This window comes from Methanobacteriaceae archaeon (assembly GCA_013403005.1).
Lineage (GTDB): Archaea > Methanobacteriota > Methanobacteria > Methanobacteriales > Methanobacteriaceae > Methanobacterium.
In genome coordinates this window covers 162,212-179,718 of record JACBOA010000007.1, presented here as the reverse complement: position 1 = coordinate 179,718, position 17,507 = coordinate 162,212, and the positions used below count along the sequence as shown (strand labels likewise).

The window sequence follows — 17,507 nt, the reverse complement described above, 5'->3', positions numbered from 1 at the left end:
GATTACTAAATTAACATGTAACAATTTGTAAAAATAACCATATAATATTTACCTTAAAAAGAGCCATAAGCTTCGAAAACAATGATTCAAAATAGGTTAATATGCCTAGATTTCATACCATATTCATTAGCTCTTCAGGGTTTTCAACTTCATCCAGGGGGAACAGATATCGCATATCTCCTTCAACCACCACAATAGCAATTGGAGATACCGAATAGGATTCACTTTGATTGTGCTTCCAGTGAAAAATCTTTAATATGGGATAAAAAATCCTCCCTTCCATCTTTTTTGGTTTGCCCACCTTGATTTCATGGTTTATCATATTATTACACCATTTATCAGCTGCGTAGTTCATTTATAAGCTTTCTCACTGGTTTTTTCGTCAAAGCCCTGATGGCTTCAACCACTATTCCTATGAGTTTAAACTTCACATCCACCTGAAGATCACCATCCAGGACTCTCTTATTAAATTCTGGTACAACCAGCACATGAATAGGTGTCAAAGCTGCGAGTGGATTGGTAAAAGCCCAGATGTAACCTGTAAACAGGGCGGTATCAGCAGGGCTTTCCAAGCCCATGGTCAGGTTAAGTGAGAAATTTTCCAGAGTGAATGAATGATAGATAGCAAAGATTAACCTTTCCATATGTGGCCATGATTCTAAAAATAAGTTGAGGATTTTTATTATACGTTCCAGATCAAATTCTTTTTTATCCTTTTTCTCTGAGTCCTTTTTCTTTTCTTTTTTCTTTTTTTTATCCTTTTCCTTTTCTTCTTCAGGTATTTTCCTGGAAAAAATCCTGATTCCCAACCAATGTAAGCTGAATCTTCCTTTAAAATCAGAACCGTGCTTATTCACAATTAAGGATAACTTTAGTGGAATGAAAAGAAAAGACAGTAAAATAAGCACCAAAATAATTATTATGATGCCTATTATAATGTATATCAAATCTAACCCGCTCTTAGGTTATTGTTCGCAATTATGTTTAGGATTATTTTTGTTTAAGGTTTTTATTCCTTGGTTTCGCCTTCTGTTTTTTCACCCTTCTCTTCTTTAGATTTTTTACCTTTTTTACCCAGACCCATTTTTCCTGCTTCAGACATTACATTAACTATGGCTGATCCTGCTTCCCCTATTGCTCTGGATAAGGGATCAGCTGATTTTAGGGACATTACTTTAACTCCTTCAGGACCAGTCATGCCTTTGAAGACCACAACTACAGCTACTGGTTCTATACCTGCACCTCCACCAGCACCCGCTCCAGATCCTCCTTGGCTGTTAGGTCCTTTTCCTTCACCCATACCTGCCCCAAATGCCATTCCCATCCTGGTAACCGGTATCATGACTTTATCTTCGCTTTCTATTACTTCACCAATCACGTTTTCAATATTTAAGACTTTCCGTATCTCTTCCACAGTGGTTTTAATGGGATCATTTATATCCATGGTTTTCACCCCTACGTTTTAGCGACTTTATTTATAGTAGATAAAGCATATACATTTTTCCAAAGTATTAAATTTAGATTTTTCAGATTCTTTATTTCCTTCTGCCCATAGAAAAGGTTTATATAGTAACAAAACAATAATCTTTGAATGCGGGCCCGTGGTCTAGGGGTATGATACCTCCCTGACACGGAGGTGATCACGAGTTCGAATCTCGTCGGGCCCACTATGCCGTGGTAGTTCAGTTGGGAGAACGCCAGACTGAAGATCTGGATGTCGCTGGTTCAAGTCCGGCCCACGGCACTTTATACCCTTATTTTACAGATTTTTTAATTTAAATTAATTTTTATTTTTAATTTTCAGAGATGAATTCGTTTTTAATGGTCTAATCGTATTTAAAAGATTATATCTAAGATTTTTAAAAGATTTCAAAATCTGAATTAACAAAAAATAATAAATAAATAATAAAAAATACCCTCTTTAGATTAAAATAAAAATAAGAAGATGTGAATTTTTCAATTTTTAAACTAACTAGTTAAAATAAAAATCCTAATAAGACCAAAAATAACGCAATGAAAGTGAATCCAACAACTAGACTGAGTTTAGGTTTCATTGTGGAACTATTATCTGTGCCACTTAAATCTCTGGCATTTACTAAAATCTGACCGCAACTTGTGCAAAATGCCGTATTAATGTTGTTCTGATTACCGCATTCTTTGCAGATAACTTCTGAAAATTCATTGTCAACTTCCACGGTCTCATATATTAAATTATCAAATTCTAAATTTTTGTTTTCAGATGTTTCAATTTTAAGATCGGCACTTTCCTCATCCATTTCCAATTGATAAAATTTGCCACCGCATTGGCATGAATCAAAGTCGTCAAGGGACTCTCCTTCCAGGAGACGGTAGTAACCGCCACAAATTTCACATACTATATATTTCATTTTATCTATTTTTTATGTTCTTAAAAATCTATATATGATTTACTATTGAATTAGAAAGCGTATTTATTATATCTAAAGAGAATATAAAAACAAAATCCAATTTAAAACTGAAATAATCATTTTAACAGCATTAAACATTGCTGATGATGATAATTAGAAGCAAGAATAAAAATTAAAAGGATTAGTAATAGTGGGTGTGGATGTAAATATTATTACTTCCAGCATTTATGAGCAAAGGCAAATCCTATTAAATTATTTGTATCAAGTAATTAATTTTCCAGTTAAGTAAGTGCTGTGTGTTTGGGTGATCTGCACATTTATGAAAGTTCCCAACTGGGCTTCATCCACTACTACTGTTTTATAAGAGTTGGTTCGGCCGATATATCCACCTTTACTTCCTTTATCAGTTACAAGGATCTGTTGGGTGGTTCCCAATAGATTATTATTTTTAGCTGAGGCAATATCAACTTTAAGCCTATTTAAACGTTTAGAACGATCCTTCATGATTTCGTGGTGAATTTCATCCATTGATGATGCTCTGGTGCCAGGACGGTGATGGTATTTAGAGATATGGAGAAAATCTGGTTGAGTTTCACCAATGACCTTAAGAGTATCCTGGAAAGCTGCTTCATCCTCTGTGGGATATCCTACAATAATATCAGTTGCCAGAGAGAGTTGGGGTATTTGGGATCTAAACTGATTTACTATCTCCAAGTATTCACCTACAGTGTAACCACGATTCATATCTGAAAGCACCTCATCATTCCCACTCTGCAAGGGCAAATGCAGGAAATTGTAGACTTTTTCATGTTTAAATGAGGTTATAATAGATTCGAAGTCTTTTTTGATGTTTTGAGGATGCATCATACCTACCCTTACCTTGAAATCACCTTGAATACTGGTTATCTCATTTATAAGATTTGAAAGGGTTTCTCCAGTGTCTTTACCATAGGCTGCTGTGTCCTGAGCAGTTATTTGTATTTCAACACAACCTTCAGCCACTGCCTGTTCTGCTTCTTTTTTTAACAAAGGGGTGGGGTAGCTTTGCAGGTTTCCTCTGGCAAATCTGGTGCAGCAGTAACTGCATTTTCCCAGGCATCCTTCACAAATTTGCATAATATGAATTAAGGGGTTGGAACGTTTACGGGGGAGATTGGTCTTTATTTCAGTGCCCGGACCAGTTTCCCTTTTAACATACCCCTTCATGGCCGACTCAATGATTTGGGGGGCAGATGTGATTCTGCGAGCTCCTATCCATCCAGCTTGTGGTGCCAGTTTTTCCAGTTTCTGAGGATCAATATCCACCATACAACCGGCAATGAGAAGTTTCTTATCTGGATATTGGCTCTGTATTTTCTGGATATGATTGGTTATTTTATGTTCAGTTGGTTGTTTAACATAACAGGTGTTTATAATAATCACATCTGAGTCTTCCATGGAATTGGCGATTTTAGCACCCTTTTCTTCCATTAAACCTGCTATTATCTGAGAATCAGCTTGGTTGAAGGTGCAACCAAATGTTTCCAAGTATATCTTCATTTTTATCATGTTTTAAGTTTTAATTATGGTAATTTGATAATAAATCATAATAAATCAATTTTTTTCAGGTTAAAGAATGAATGAATGAAATATGAATTGATTTTTGTAAGATTTTTCTAAAATTAGACTTAAATATGTACCTTGTAGTTTTTTTTAATCCTCAGGCCAACCATATTCCCCTATCATGGGTACAAAAGCAACCCCACCCAGATTTTTAGTCTGGTAACTATCTTCTGAAATTCGTTTAACTGAAACCAGTTCCTGGAAGTAGCTGTGAGATCCCATGGGCAATATCAGCTTTCCACCTATTTTTAACTGTTTTTTGAGGGGTTTGGGAATTTTAGGTGGGCTAGCAGTGGCGTAGATTCTGTCATAAGGGGCTTCAGGTGGATATCCTAATGTTCCATCCCCTAATATTACAGTTACCTTATCTTTATAACCGGTTCTTTCTAAATTCTCCATGGCTTTTTCTGCTAGTGAAGGGATTCTTTCCACAGTGTATACATGACCACTGCTTCCAACTATTTCCGCTACTACAGCAGCATTGTATCCAAACCCAGTTCCTATTTCCAGGATGTTCATCCCCTCGGTTAAGTCTAATTTTTCAGCGATTATAGCCACCATGTGGGGAGCGGATATGGTCTGTCCTTTTCCAATAGGCAATGGACGGTCTAAATAAGCATAGGAACGTGTTTCAGGAGACATGAACTCTTCTCGAGGAACTTTAAGCATTGCTTTTTTAACTTTTTCCGTTTTTATATAACCCTGGTTTAAGAGTTTCTCCACCAGATCTGCTCTTTGATTCTCCATCCAATCACTTGATAGGTTATTTTAATCAGACTAGAGTTTTTTTCATTCTCATGGGAACTTCAGGAATAATATTTTCAATTGATTAATTTATTATTCACTGAATTCGATTTCTACAATTTTCGAGGTTAAGTCATACTTTGGCCTATCATTTGGACTTGCCGGCCGGCCATAAACTCTTTTAGTCTCTTCTGCAAGGGCGCTACCTTTTCTCTTCTTTGCAGTGACAGTTTTCATGGATTTAATACGGAAAACTGCTCTTCCCATTTTCACCACATCCCCTACAGTGAATGAGAAGTCTCTGTCAACTTCGACCTTCTTGGAATATATCTGGCCACCATAATCAATTGATATTCCTACTCTGGCTGGTCCTTTCAGTGATGATGCCCAGATGGTTTCCAGTTCTGATACCAAACTTTTTGAAACTCTCCCTCCCCTGTTGTTTTCAAGAGACGTGATTTCCACTTCTTCTCCATCGACAACCAGAACTTCACCAATCTCCAAAACCTCATCAGGATACAGTTTAATAATTTTTTTTTCAGATACTTCGAATTTGCTGATTATTATTCTGCACTCCACCATTTTGGGGATTTTAATGATTTCTCGGAAGGTGTTCCCACATTCATTACATTTTAATAAGACTTCTTTGGTGTTTTTACCCTTAGTTTTTAGTATTTTGTAAGATTCAGAACTACAAACAGGACATTTCATTGTTTTTCCTCGCATAGATTGAAAATTAGGGAAATATAATAATATTGGGTATGAATATTTCATTTGAAATTTTTGATGAAACAAATTGTAAATCTGATGGATAGTTTTATCTAGTTCCACCTATAGGCGAAACTAAATTTCAATTAACGGATTAAAAATTTGATTGTAATAATATGTAATTGTAAGGATATGTATTAATTGTAATTATAATTCAATGATGAAGTTTTGATTTATGTGAGATGAATGATGAATTCATCAATATAAATAGTCAAGATTGATTTTTATCTTTCTTTTTGGCTAAATAATGTTTAACCAAGCCCCCATCCCGAAGTATTTCCAGCATGAAGTGGTTAAATGGCTGAATATCCACACTTTTTCCAGTGCTGATATTTTTTATTAAACCTAATTTAAGGTCGATCATTAATTCATCGCCTTCATCAGCCTCTATGTCTGCTACTACCACTGGAAGGCCCACGTTGATAGCGTTCCTGTAAAATATGCGGGCGAATGATTTGGCAACTATTGCATCCACCCCTGCATGTTTCAAAGCTACTGCTGCCTGTTCCCGGGAAGATCCGCAGCCAAAATTCCAACCTGCTACTATAATATCGCCTTTTTGGACCTTTTTAGCGAAATCAGGATCTTCAGCTTCCATAACATGGCTGGCGAGTTCATCCAGACTGAATGTCCTCAGATAACGTCCTGCAATTATGACATCAGTATCAATGCTGTCACGGAATTTCCAAACTTTACCCTTTATTTTTTCTTTCATATAAATCATGGAATGATTGATTTAAAGTAACTACCTTTTAATAGCACCCTTATTTTGAGCAGTTGTTTCAATGATACTGCCACCTACATTGGTAATGGCATCTTTTGCTGCACTTACTATTTCTCGAGGGCTGTCAGTGATGGAATAAATCGTCGGTCCGAAAGAACTCATACCAACACCAGGAGCACCTGCATCGCGAAGTGATTCCATTATTTTCCCTATTAAAGGATTTTGTAATTGATTTTCGATTTTTTTAAATCCTATATTCTGGATGCTGTTAACACTTTCCCCAAATGCATCAAGGTCCATTTCAATAATTGCCGGCATCATCTTCATTAATATAATATGGGACAGCTTCTGTACTTCACTTAAAGGTATGGGGCAGTATTCCTGGAAAATATTAACTTCTCTTTTTCCTGAAACATTCTTCCTGATGTCTGGTATTACCAGGACCACTTTCCACTCTTCAGGAAAGTTGTATCTGGCAATCACGGGTGGAGGTGATGCTTTTGCAGCTGATGATGGTAAGAATTCTCCTTTTTCATCCTGATGATGGCCACCATCAATAATGAAACCACCATTTTCAAAGGATGCTACTCCTATCCCTGAAGTACCTCCACGCCCTACTATACTGGCTATTTGCTGAGAATCCATTTTATGATCATTGAAATCAGCCAGAAGTTTGCCCACTGCAAGTGATAGTTGAGTGCCAGAACCCAACCCAGAATGAGCTGGGAAAGTTTTATGAACTGTGAAAGTATATCCCTCACCCAGTTGCAAGTTCATCATCATCCTACGGGCGGAGTTTCTGATTTTTTCCTCATAATCATTCATAGTTTTAAGGGATATGTTTTCTGGATTTTTAAAATTAACCTGGATTTGTTTACCTTTTTGTTCCATTTCCAGAACCAGTTTAGGTTCTTTCAATGTAAGTCCAACTCCACCGTCTATTCTACCTAAAGATCCATTAAGATCTATTAAGGTCAGATGAAGTCTTGAAGGTGTTTCAATTATCAATTAGAAAACCGGTTTTATTTTTTAAGTGGTTTAGCGAATTTTCGCTCAACTTCCAAACGGTAAATTGCATTCATGGAACAGAAGGGTATTATACGACCGTCAGGAGTAGCATAATGAATAACACACCGTTTTACCCTGTCCTGGTCAAAGTTCCAGGGATCCATGAAATGCATGCAGGAAATGAGTAAGGTTTTATGATGGAAATCTCCCAGTGCACTGTATGATCTCTCTTTGAAGACCTTGGTGAGTATACCAGTTATGTCCAGTGAATCCGGTTTCTTATCCCGGTCAATAGTTCTGGGAAGTTCCATAGTGGCCCTTCTAATAACTTTGGCCTTACCCATTATACCTCCATTTTTTATATCCTCACTGCTACGAGAGAGAAGGTTGAAAAATCTATCCACATCCACAAACTTTGTTATAGGTATAATTTCATGGTTATCAACGAATACATAGGTAGCAGCACCGCAATGAGGATGGCAGGTGAATGAGACCTGATCTTCGCCTTCTATAGCCTCCACAAAATCAGTGATAGGTATGACAGAAGATGCAGGATAAAAGTCATCACGACCTATATTGCCATCAGTCTGTTCATCCACCAGTTTCTGGAATTCAGGGATGGTTATTCTCTGCTTTTCCACCTCATCGGCTGGTGTTCGACCTGCAAATGAAACTGGTTGGAAGTTCACCCCACGTATGATGTCCAGATTTTCTATGGCAAATTTTATGATTTTACCAACCTGATCATCATTGATTCCTTTAACCAGGGTAGGCACCAGAACTATTCCCAAATCTGCCTTACGACAGTTTTCAATAGCTTCTAATTTTAAGGGTAGTAAGTTACGGCCTCTTGATTTGATGTAGGGTTCTTCAGTGACCCCATCAAATTGAAGATAAATAGTGTTTAATGTGGCATCTTTAAGTTTCTGAGCTAGTTCTGGATCTGTAGCCAGTTTAATCCCATTCGTGGCAATTTGTGTGTGACTGAATCCTTCTTCCCTTGCTAATTTAACCAGCTCCACTATGTCTTTTCTAATGGTGGGTTCACCACCAGCGTACTGAATGGCAGGAGTGGGTACTGGCTCATTTGAACGGAGATTTCTAAGCATCTCCCGGATTTCCTCATATGTTGGCTCATATAAATATTTAGATACTGCCGCATTAGCAAAACAAATAGGACAACGAAGATTACAGCGATTGGTAACATCAATAAGACCAAGTATAGTTTGGCTCTGGTGTTCAGGGCAAAGCCCACAATTTTCAGGACATTCCCCTTCTATGGAAGTTTGGGGGTTATCTATACCATCACCTTTATAATCATAATCAGCAGCGTAATGATAAGCTTCAGAACTTTGCCAGTAAGTATTGTCGAATTCACCGTGCTCGGGACACGTTTTTTTAATCTTTATTTTTTCCTGGTCTTCAAAGACTTCTGCATCCACCACACGAAGACATTCAGGACACAGGCTTTTTGTTTTCTTTATGACCATTATCTCACCTATTAATTCTATCATTACTACTCAGCCATAATATATAGGGATATATACAAAGCAACACTATTATTAGTTGATTCTATAAACATAAAAACTATATTTTGATTGGAACATGTTATTGGATCATGTTTGATCAACTAGTATTTATGGTTGAGTACATAACTATTATCCTGTTTTAATCGGAGGTAAACTATGGACCCTAGTGTTTTCAGTGTTTTGATTTTATCAGCTTATGCTATATACTTTATGTTACCCGCTTACCTAGCAAATGCCAGTGCCCTTACCTTTGGAGGGGGAACACCTCTGGATATGGGCCGATCCCTAAAAGACGGCCGCAGATTACTGGGAGATGGTGTGACATGGAAGGGTACAGTTATAGGAATTTTCATCGGGACTGTGATCGGCCTGGTTCAAGGAATTTTAACTGGTGATATGGTCCAGAATCTTCTAATGTTAGGAGATCCCGCGACCGGAGTCTTATTGCAAGGAACCATTAGCAGTAACGCATTGGCTGGTGCATTACTAGGGCTGGCTTTGGGTAGTGGAGCTATAATTGGTGATGCATGCGGTAGTTTCCTAAAAAGAAGATTCAAAGTGGAAAGAGGACGACCAGTACCCCTAATGGATCAGTTGGACTTTGTGGTAGGTGCTCTGGTATTCGCATCTCTGATAATAACCATTCCCTTTAACCTGATTATCTTTATAATTATCATAAGTCTGTTCTTGCATCTGGGAGCTAATATTATTGCATATTTATTGGGTATGAAGAATGTTTGGTACTGAATAAGACATCAATTCGATTAGGTTTGAATCAGTATATTTGATAAATCATGGCTTTTTGATAAATTATGGCTTAAAATTGTTAAAATCATGGAAAAAGTCTGTTTATTAATCATGGTTACAGTAATTGTGTAAGGTTTATGCAAAATATGCTCATAAGCATGTAAAAATGAATAATCCATTTAATAATGCTAGTCAAACTCGAATCAGATCAAACCCATATCTCTAACCTTTTCATATCCAACCTAAACTTCACTTTATTCACTTTATTTTTTTTATAGGATTTTTTTTAGTTATTGTAGGTTGAATATTTATTTGGGAAAAAATCTCCTTAAAAAAATTTTTTCATAAATTGGAGGCCCTTAAAACTTTAAAACTGCCACTGAATAATTGGTAAGTCATTTGAATGGCTTCTAGTTGGTTTTTCCATTCAGGGATCTCATAAACAAATACAGGATATCCTGCATTGGTAATTGGGCGGTCCACTTGGGATATGGAACTGCTTTTTTCACGAGTATTTGATGATCCAGGATAGTAATTGAACTCAGGGAGTAGCTGGTGAACTGCTTCACCCAGTCTCATTGATTTGGAGTCATGGGTAGGTGTTGCAATGTAATATCCTTCTCCATAGCCCTGTTCATGGTCATGGGCAATTATTACCAGTTGATAATCTGATTTTTTAATATCAGGAATCACATACTGGGCAACCAGGGCCTGACCATTTTCTCGTCCAGCATCGAAGACTTGTGGCTGGTCAGTTACTGTTACATGGTAGTCAACCATCTCCACATTGTTCAGTAATGCAAAGATTTTCACCACCTGAGGTACGGTGTAAGTGGCCAGATCTTCCCGAGGATGCATTCCAGTCACCACTGCCATCTTTACCTGCGGATGACCATAGTGTGAATAAACATCTTTAGTAACATAACCTAACTGGTTAGAACCCAAAATTGAATGCTGACTGTGATTAGCAAACAGGTAAACTGCTGCAACTGTGATTAGTAAAATCAACAACCATGTGCTTGTTTTCATGTTAAATATCCCTTAATTTTTCCCAGGATAGATAAATTATCCTATATTGATTTTCCTGAGTAGATAAACTATATCCTAATATTAGTTAACATTAGAAGTTAACCAGACCGAATAACAGTTAATTTAATATTCGAGGCTAAAAAACCTTAATTTGTTAATTTAGGCATTATATAAAATTTATTGGCACTGATCTAGAAAACTTTCCATTAGGAGTGCTGTGCCCACTGCAGGTGCCACCACGCAGTCTTCAGTGGTGATAATTTCATCCATAGTTTTTACCGGCAAACCGAGGAGTCGGGCGGCTTCAGATCCTATAATATTCATTCCCAAACCTGTGGCAACTACCAATTCTAGATTTTCCCTGTCTGTAACCTCTTTAAGGGCTTCGGCTACTTGGGCCACTTGTCTTTTGTAGATATACTGGGCTATTTCTAAAACTTCTTCAACATTTAATAGCTGAAGATCGCCACATACCACCCTAGAAAGTCTTAAGAGGCAATCTTCAACCTGGGTTCCACAGCCATCAGGGGTTTCTGAGGTGTAATCTTTCATGGTGATGTTTCCCAGGGCCATGTGAACATCAGCAGTTACTGCAAACAATTCAGATGCCACTCTCACCCATTGATCTTTCAGGGGAACTTTGTCCACAATGGTGGCCACGTTGGTGCGCAGAGTCCCAGTGTATACTAGTTCACCAGTGGCCAGTCTCTCCAGGTCCGATCTTCCCCGTGCACATTCCCTTCCATTTTTGATGGGAATAATATCAGTAGTAGTGCTTCCTGTATCGATTAAAACACAATCAGGAGCCATGTAGGCTGCCAGTGGGGCGGTGGCGATCCAGTTAGCTGCAGCCAGGTCCAGAGGGTTTTTTTGAACTTCGTCATAACTCAGCATGCCGTTTAAGCCTACAAAACCAACAGGGCAATGGAATGTTTCCATGACCCTGCCTGCAATATCCAGAACTCCTTGGCTTTTATTCTGGTAGCTGTCTGCAAGTTCTGCTGTCATGGATACTCCAACTGCATCTATTTCCTTAAGGTCTTGGCCCAATAATTCGATTAATGTGGTTGGCAGTTCATCTTTTTTTATCCACATGGGCAGGTAAGAAAAATCAGTCCTTATGTCAAGGATCTCCCTCTTTTCATTGAATTCAACCACAGCTAGGTCTGTGTTTGCCCCGCCAATATCAAAACCAGCAATTTTCATTTACATCACCTTTAAATCGAGATGATTATTTTCCTTTCTAAATTTAATCTCTCCTTCAAGTTCTACTTTTCCTGGAAGTTCACCTTGAACTGATTTGAGGATAGCTTCACCTAAATTGAACTTTAGCATGTTCCTCAGGGCAACGTAGGGTGTGGTGAGTCTGGAGTTAATTTCCACCAGATAAACCTCTTCACCCAGGATCAGGTCCACCCCCACATAACCTTTCAAGCCACTGATGGACTCAACTGCTTTTTTGGCTATTTTTTTAGCCTCATACTCTTTAGAATGATAAAATGGAACTTTACCCCCATTGTAGTCGAAATGACCATTTTTTTCAGTGATATTCTGGTGGTTCAAACTCAGAGGAATGGCTTTTTCTCCATTACTAAGCAGACTCACACTAGCACTATCTCCTTCCACAAATTTCTGGAGTAAACAGTAGGGTAGGTTGCTACTTTTTTTAACTTTCCAGGTTGCGTTTTTTAGTGATTCTGTAGAATTTACTATCTGTACATCTGAACAGGAAACTCCGTCAGCAGGTTTGATCACCTTTTTCCCGGGAATTGCCTCAGCATGTTCATCAACCTCTTCCCAGTATAATTTCTGGGTGGGAATTACAGGAATTTTATTTTTCAGTGCCTGGTAGGTTAAATATTTATCTGAACATATGCAAACAGCATCAGAAGAGGATCCAACAACTTCAACACCTTTTTCTTCAATCAATCGGGTTAATTTGTATAAAATAAAGTCTTCTTCCGGAGCAACGGGTAAACAAAAGTCGTAATTATGAATATTGTCGTTAATCCAATCATCCAAATCCTCTGCAATTTCCAATCGGTTGCATTTACCCCCAAAAACTGGATCAGAATTTCTTGAGGTTAAAAAACTGGCATCATATCCTTCTAGATCCCTGATGAGGCCTTCTAGCATGGCCTGGCCCTCTGCAGTTAATGAGGGATCTTTAACTCCCATTGCAGTGGCATATTCAAAAATAAGTAAATTCAAGACCTTCCAACTCCCTTAAAAGTCACACCACCCTTTTCGAATGTTTCCTTGTCCAGTACAGGGCGTGTGCAGACTATCAGGCCATTTTTTATCATAGATGGTTTGATTTTTCCATAAAGATCATGATCTGTTACCAGAACCACACAATCAGCAGATAGTGCCCTTTCCAAGCCCACCATCAGAGCACCCCATGGTTTTACGATCTCAGGAGGCACATAAGGGTCGTTAACCACAACATTTGCTCCTTTATGGTTTAAAATTTTTATTAAAGGTTCGGCTGGCGTTTCCCTGGCATCAGCCACATTTCCTTTGTAAGCCACTCCCAATATCCCTATTTCAGATCCTTCAATGGTTTTACCAAGCTCTTTTAAAGATTTTTCCACTATTTTAGCAACCTGGCCCGGCATTCCCTCGTTAACTTCCCTTGAAGTTCTTATAAGGGGTGTTTCCACCCCATTTTTTCGGGCTGTTTCCACAATAAAGTAGGGATCAATAGAGAGACAGTGCCCTCCCACTCCAGGTCCAGGTGTATGGATATTAACTCTGGGATGGTGATTAGCTGCATTGATAGCCTCTATGGCATCCACCCCTAAAGAATCACACACTAAAGCCATTTCATTGGCCAGGGCGATGTTGGTGTCGCGGTAGGTGTTTTCCATTAGTTTAACCATTTCTGCAGTAACCAGGTTCTGCACCATTATTATTTCGCCCTCTGTAATCCGCTGGTATAATGAAGCGGCTATTTTAGTACTTTGAGGGTCTATTCCACCTATTACTCGGGCGTTATGGGTCATTTCATATAGAGTATTATTGGGAAGGGCCCTTTCCGGTGTGTAAGCAACCTTGAAGTCTTCACCTGCCACTAAATTACTTTCTTCCAGTAAAGGAATTACCAAATTTTCACATGTGCCTGGAGGAACTGTACTTTCAACAATAACCAGATCATCCTTCTTTAACCCGGTAGCGATGGATTTAGCAGCAGATATAACTGCAGAAAGGTCTGATTTTTTGTTTTCATCTACAGGGGTGGGTACTATAATCATGATTATCTGGGATTTTTCCACTGCTAGTTTAGGATTACTGGTTGCAGAAAGTAGCCCATCATTTACCGTTTTTTTAACCAGTTCATCCAGACCAGGCTCCATTATGGGAGATTGGCCCGAGTTAACCATTTTAACAGTTTGCTTGTTAATATCAACCCCCAGCACCTTCAGGCCACTTTTGGCCAGTAAGGCTGCAGTTGGCAGCCCCATATGACCCAAACCGAATATTGCTATAGATGAATTTTCATTGATCATTGATGTTTATCTCCTAAACTGGTAGTTTCGATTTTTACAGTGATAAGTGATTTAAATAGATTTAAACAGTATTTATTAGGATTATTTGAAAAAAATTCAATGGATATTAATTATGAAATAAAAATTTTTATCTATCTTTAATTTCTTTAACATGGGAGCTTAATTATTTTTTTGTTTTTTATTGTATTTATCAAACAGCGAATTTTAAACAAGTGGAGGTTTTCAAACTGGTGAAGGAAAAAAATTGTTGACTTTAAGATTTTTATCTTAAAGATTCATTGCATTATCAATTAGTAACAACTAATATGGTTTTATCTTCCAGTGAGAGGTCAGGATAGGGGTAGCGAGGCTTATCATCCTCAAAAACAAGATTCACTGTACTTTTTGGATTTTTAGTTTCAAATTCTGCCACTGTGACCTGTTCATTTATTGATAATAATTTTTTGGTGTGTTCCCCTTCTATCTCTTCAGGTGGTTTTATTTCTAGCTTACCCTTATGATATGAATCTAAAATAGCATCGAGTATTTTTTGAGAGGCATTGCCATCACCATAGGGGTTGGGTGCTTCTTTCATTCTAGAGTAGATTTCTTCATCTTCAAGTATCTCTCTTACAGTTTTGGTTATTTTACCAGTATCTGCCCCCACCAGTATGTTCCCCCCTGCATGAACCGTTTCTGGCCTTTCTGTATTGTATCTCAGGGTTAAACACGGGATATTAAGGGTTATTGCTTCTTCCTGAACTCCTCCAGAATCCGTCATCATAAGCTTAGAATGTGATTGGAGAATGAGGAAATCCAGATAACCAACTGGTTTTGTCATCTTAATATGGGGTGCTTGATCAAGCTCTGTATAGAACCCAAATTTCTTAAGGGTTTTTACAGTACGGGGATGTACTGGGAAAACTATATTGATGTTTTCAATCTTTAATAAAGCCTGGATGATGCTCTCCAGTCTCTCACGGTCATCAACATTCTCAGCACGGTGTAGAGTTAAGGACATAATATCCCCTGTCAAGTTCAGCTGGGACATTATGTTCGAACTTTTTCTGGCGATTTTCAGGTTTCTGTAACAAGCATCCACCACTGTATTGCCAGTTATGAATATATCTTTGGGGGATATTCCCTCAAATAGAAGATTTACTGCAGTTTCTTCTGTGGGTACGAAAAAGAGGTTGGTGCATACATCAGCCACCATACGGTTAATCTCTTCAGGCATGGTCTTGTCATAGGAGCGAAGACCAGCTTCCACATGTCCCACAGCTATATGTAGTTTGGCTGCAACTAGGGCTCCGGCTAAAACTGCATTGGTATCTCCCTGAACCAAGACAATGTCTGGCTTTTCATTAACTAAAACATCTTCAATACCTTCCATCATTGTGGCAGTCTGTTTAGCATGGGAATCAGACCCCACACCTATATTATAATCGGGTTCCTTAAGTTCAAGGTCCATGAAAAACTGCTGGGACATTTCAAAGTCATAATGTTGACCTGTGTGTATTAATATGTATTCTATTCCCCTTTTATCAACTTCATCTATTAAAGGGGACATTTTTATAATCTCAGGCCTGGTACCTATTATAAATGCTATTTTCATCTATTACACCTAAATTTAGTCTGATGACCATTAGTTTATTTAGTTTATAATGATCTGGGAGTTTAATGCTTCACAACAATACAAATCAGATTATTTATTAAATAAAGATTATTAATCTATCTTTTAATATTTACTCTTTAAAAACAAATTGCATAAATCCAATACTTGTTCAACAGACATACTTACCCAATAAGTCCAATTAATACTCTATATATTTAATATGTGTTCAATAAACCCTAATACATCTTAAACTACATTAATAAATGTCCATTAGATAAAAAGTAGTTGAATAACAATGATAATGAAATTTTAAACCACTGAATAAATGATGTGAATACTGGAATCTGTACCTGGCAAGCAATGATCAATGAAAATTATTATTTGATCTTTTCCTTTGGGCCTTATAGTCATCCATTATCTTAAGAAGCCTGTTTCTTTCTTCTTTTTTCAATTTTTCTTTCTGATGGTTATTCCATTTTTCAATTTCCCTTTCAAGATCCCGGGATAAAATAATAGCAAATTCATCTGCCATCTTTAAATCAACTTCTCCTTCTTCCAGTAAGGGGATCATGTGTTTTTCAAATTCCTCTTTTGCCTGATGAGACATTTTGTCAGTGGTTATAACTGCCTTAACACCTAATTTAACAATTAATGATGCAGTGTGGGAACCACCACCTTCTGAACTTTTCAAAAGAACTACATCCCCCCTTTTTATGTTTCTGGAACTGGCAGCCTCTCTTATCCCATCTTTTGAAAACGTGTCAATGATTTTAACAGGTACTGCTTCTCTGGAAAGCTCCATGGCTCTCATTCGTTTTATGGATTCCAGCTGCTCTTCAAGAGTTTTTCTTAATTCCTTTTCATGGTAATATTTCTCCTGAATCCCTTTGATGATTGAATTTTTAGTGGCAATTTCCTTCTGCTGTAAGATGTTCTGAGAGTACTGGTACTGTAATTTTTGGATTTTATTTTCCAAAAGGGATATTTCATCTTGGTATTCATTAACCTTATATTCCAGAATGCTGTTTTTACTTTTCAAATTTTTAATCTGCTTTTCCTGAGATTTTACTTTACTCTGTAATCTATGAATTATTTCATGAGAATCTTCAGACATTAAATCAGGGACCATGTCATCATTTGAACTTTTTTCATTATTAGAATGACCCTGGTGAATGAACTTATTTATAGTGGAATTGATTGCCTTGGTAATTGGAATTTCATTAATCACTGAAACTTTTATTTCATCCACCATTTGAGGTGTTAATTCAGTTTCTTGGGTTTTTCTTTCTATTTGTTCCAGTTTTTTCTGATATTTCTTATAACCCTGTATTGCAGCTGCCAGTGCATCTCTTTCATGGGCATTTTGAGGAATTGATTCACTAGCGTCTTTTGATCTGGTTGTTTGCGGGTTATGATCATGGGAATAAATGTAGTCATCCACTAATTCGTTTTTAGCACTGACAGCCATATCCCTGTAGGGAAAATAAATTTTGGAATTAAGAGAAGCAGCCATTTTTTTAACCATTTTAGGAGGATTATGGACATCAGTAGCCACTAAAACTGTTTTACCATAGCTGATAATGTGACGAGTTATATCTGCCCGTGAAGCTTCCTTAAAACTTTTAACATTAAGTATTTCCCCTGAAAGATTAAGAATGGCCACTCCAACTGTCATGCCAGGGTCAAGACCTACAATAATACCTCTCTGGTTTTTAGATGACGATTTCTGGTCTTTAAAATTTAAAAAAAGTTTTTCTTTAAAATTTTGATGGTAGCGGTGAACCAGACTATTTCCTCCTTTTGGATACTAGTTCTAATTCTTAGTTTTACTTTTAATTCTTTGTTTGTGTTGTTATTTATTGTTTT

At 37.5% G+C, this 17,507-nt stretch carries 17 protein-coding genes and 2 tRNA genes; 3 read left to right on the top strand and 16 right to left on the bottom strand.

Translation table 11 applies throughout. The features are described 5' to 3' along the window. Positions 1-112: 112 nt before the first annotated feature. The 3 genes from HVN35_06815 to HVN35_06805 form a co-directional block, all read right to left on the bottom strand. The gene (locus tag HVN35_06815; GenBank protein ID NYB52249.1) at positions 113-322 is read right to left on the bottom strand and encodes a hypothetical protein; all 210 of its coding nucleotides are present in this window, start codon (positions 320-322) and stop codon (positions 113-115) included. A gap of 16 nt (positions 323-338) precedes the next feature. Next, the gene (locus HVN35_06810; protein ID NYB52248.1) at positions 339-947 is read right to left on the bottom strand and encodes a DUF2953 domain-containing protein; all 609 of its coding nucleotides are present in this window, start codon (positions 945-947) and stop codon (positions 339-341) included. Between the two features lie 62 nt (positions 948-1,009). Beyond that, complete coding sequence (locus tag HVN35_06805; GenBank protein NYB52247.1) at positions 1,010-1,444, bottom strand: sporulation protein; 435 nt, start codon at positions 1,442-1,444, stop codon at positions 1,010-1,012. A gap of 151 nt (positions 1,445-1,595) precedes the next feature. Between HVN35_06805 and HVN35_06800 the strand changes: the two genes are divergently transcribed. Together HVN35_06800 and HVN35_06795 are read left to right on the top strand one after the other, a co-directional pair. Further along, positions 1,596-1,667, top strand: a tRNA-Val gene (locus HVN35_06800). 4 nt (positions 1,668-1,671) lie between these two features. After that, positions 1,672-1,744: transfer RNA gene (locus HVN35_06795), tRNA-Phe, on the top strand. A 232-nt stretch (positions 1,745-1,976) separates the two neighbouring features. On the opposite strand, the gene HVN35_06790 is transcribed toward HVN35_06795, so the two are convergent. From HVN35_06790 to HVN35_06760, 7 genes are all read right to left on the bottom strand, one after another. Then, a complete protein-coding gene (locus HVN35_06790; GenBank protein ID NYB52246.1) occupies positions 1,977-2,387 on the bottom strand; it encodes a hypothetical protein in 411 nt (136 codons plus the stop codon). Between the two features lie 261 nt (positions 2,388-2,648). Beyond that, a complete protein-coding gene (locus HVN35_06785) occupies positions 2,649-3,926 on the bottom strand; it encodes a tRNA (N(6)-L-threonylcarbamoyladenosine(37)-C(2))-methylthiotransferase (GenBank protein NYB52245.1) in 1,278 nt (425 codons plus the stop codon). Positions 3,927-4,079: 153 nt separating this feature from the next. Further along, positions 4,080-4,736, bottom strand: coding sequence for a protein-L-isoaspartate O-methyltransferase (locus HVN35_06780; protein ID NYB52244.1), 657 nt, complete (start codon positions 4,734-4,736; stop codon positions 4,080-4,082). 90 nt (positions 4,737-4,826) lie between these two features. Continuing rightward, positions 4,827-5,444: a hypothetical protein gene (locus tag HVN35_06775; protein ID NYB52243.1), complete on the bottom strand. Its 618-nt coding sequence runs from the start codon at positions 5,442-5,444 to the stop codon at positions 4,827-4,829. A gap of 268 nt (positions 5,445-5,712) precedes the next feature. Next, on the bottom strand, positions 5,713-6,216 hold the full coding sequence (locus tag HVN35_06770; protein NYB52242.1) for a 3-isopropylmalate dehydratase small subunit: 504 nt from the start codon (positions 6,214-6,216) through the stop codon (positions 5,713-5,715). A gap of 30 nt (positions 6,217-6,246) precedes the next feature. Then, positions 6,247-7,233 carry a hypothetical protein gene (locus tag HVN35_06765; protein NYB52241.1) on the bottom strand — a complete coding sequence of 329 codons (987 nt, stop codon included), beginning with the start codon at positions 7,231-7,233 and terminating at the stop codon, positions 6,247-6,249. Between the two features lie 14 nt (positions 7,234-7,247). Continuing rightward, entirely contained in the window at positions 7,248-8,723 is a 1,476-nt protein-coding gene (locus HVN35_06760) for a radical SAM protein (protein NYB52240.1), read from the bottom strand. A gap of 195 nt (positions 8,724-8,918) precedes the next feature. Here HVN35_06760 and HVN35_06755 point away from each other — a divergent pair, with 195 nt between their 5' ends. Then, positions 8,919-9,509, top strand: coding sequence for a CDP-2,3-bis-(O-geranylgeranyl)-sn-glycerol synthase (locus tag HVN35_06755; protein ID NYB52239.1), 591 nt, complete (start codon positions 8,919-8,921; stop codon positions 9,507-9,509). Between the two features lie 342 nt (positions 9,510-9,851). Here the strand turns inward: HVN35_06755 and HVN35_06750 are convergent, their stop codons facing one another. The 6 genes from HVN35_06750 to HVN35_06725 form a co-directional block, all read right to left on the bottom strand. Beyond that, the gene (locus HVN35_06750; protein NYB52238.1) at positions 9,852-10,538 is read right to left on the bottom strand and encodes a hypothetical protein; all 687 of its coding nucleotides are present in this window, start codon (positions 10,536-10,538) and stop codon (positions 9,852-9,854) included. A 177-nt stretch (positions 10,539-10,715) separates the two neighbouring features. Beyond that, entirely contained in the window at positions 10,716-11,744 is a 1,029-nt protein-coding gene (locus HVN35_06745; GenBank protein NYB52237.1) for a H4MPT-linked C1 transfer pathway protein, read from the bottom strand. Then, the gene (locus HVN35_06740) at positions 11,745-12,749 is read right to left on the bottom strand and encodes an ATP-grasp domain-containing protein (GenBank protein ID NYB52236.1); all 1,005 of its coding nucleotides are present in this window, start codon (positions 12,747-12,749) and stop codon (positions 11,745-11,747) included. After that, the gene (locus HVN35_06735) at positions 12,746-14,047 is read right to left on the bottom strand and encodes a nucleotide sugar dehydrogenase (protein ID NYB52235.1); all 1,302 of its coding nucleotides are present in this window, start codon (positions 14,045-14,047) and stop codon (positions 12,746-12,748) included. The genes HVN35_06740 and HVN35_06735 overlap by 4 nt, the downstream gene beginning before the upstream one ends. A 286-nt stretch (positions 14,048-14,333) precedes the next feature. Then, positions 14,334-15,641, bottom strand: a complete 1,308-nt coding sequence (gene wecB / locus HVN35_06730; protein NYB52234.1) for a UDP-N-acetylglucosamine 2-epimerase (non-hydrolyzing) — start codon at positions 15,639-15,641, stop codon at positions 14,334-14,336. A 364-nt stretch (positions 15,642-16,005) separates the two neighbouring features. After that, on the bottom strand, positions 16,006-17,427 hold the full coding sequence (locus tag HVN35_06725; GenBank protein NYB52233.1) for a DUF460 domain-containing protein: 1,422 nt from the start codon (positions 17,425-17,427) through the stop codon (positions 16,006-16,008). Between the last annotated feature and the right edge of the window lie 80 nt (positions 17,428-17,507).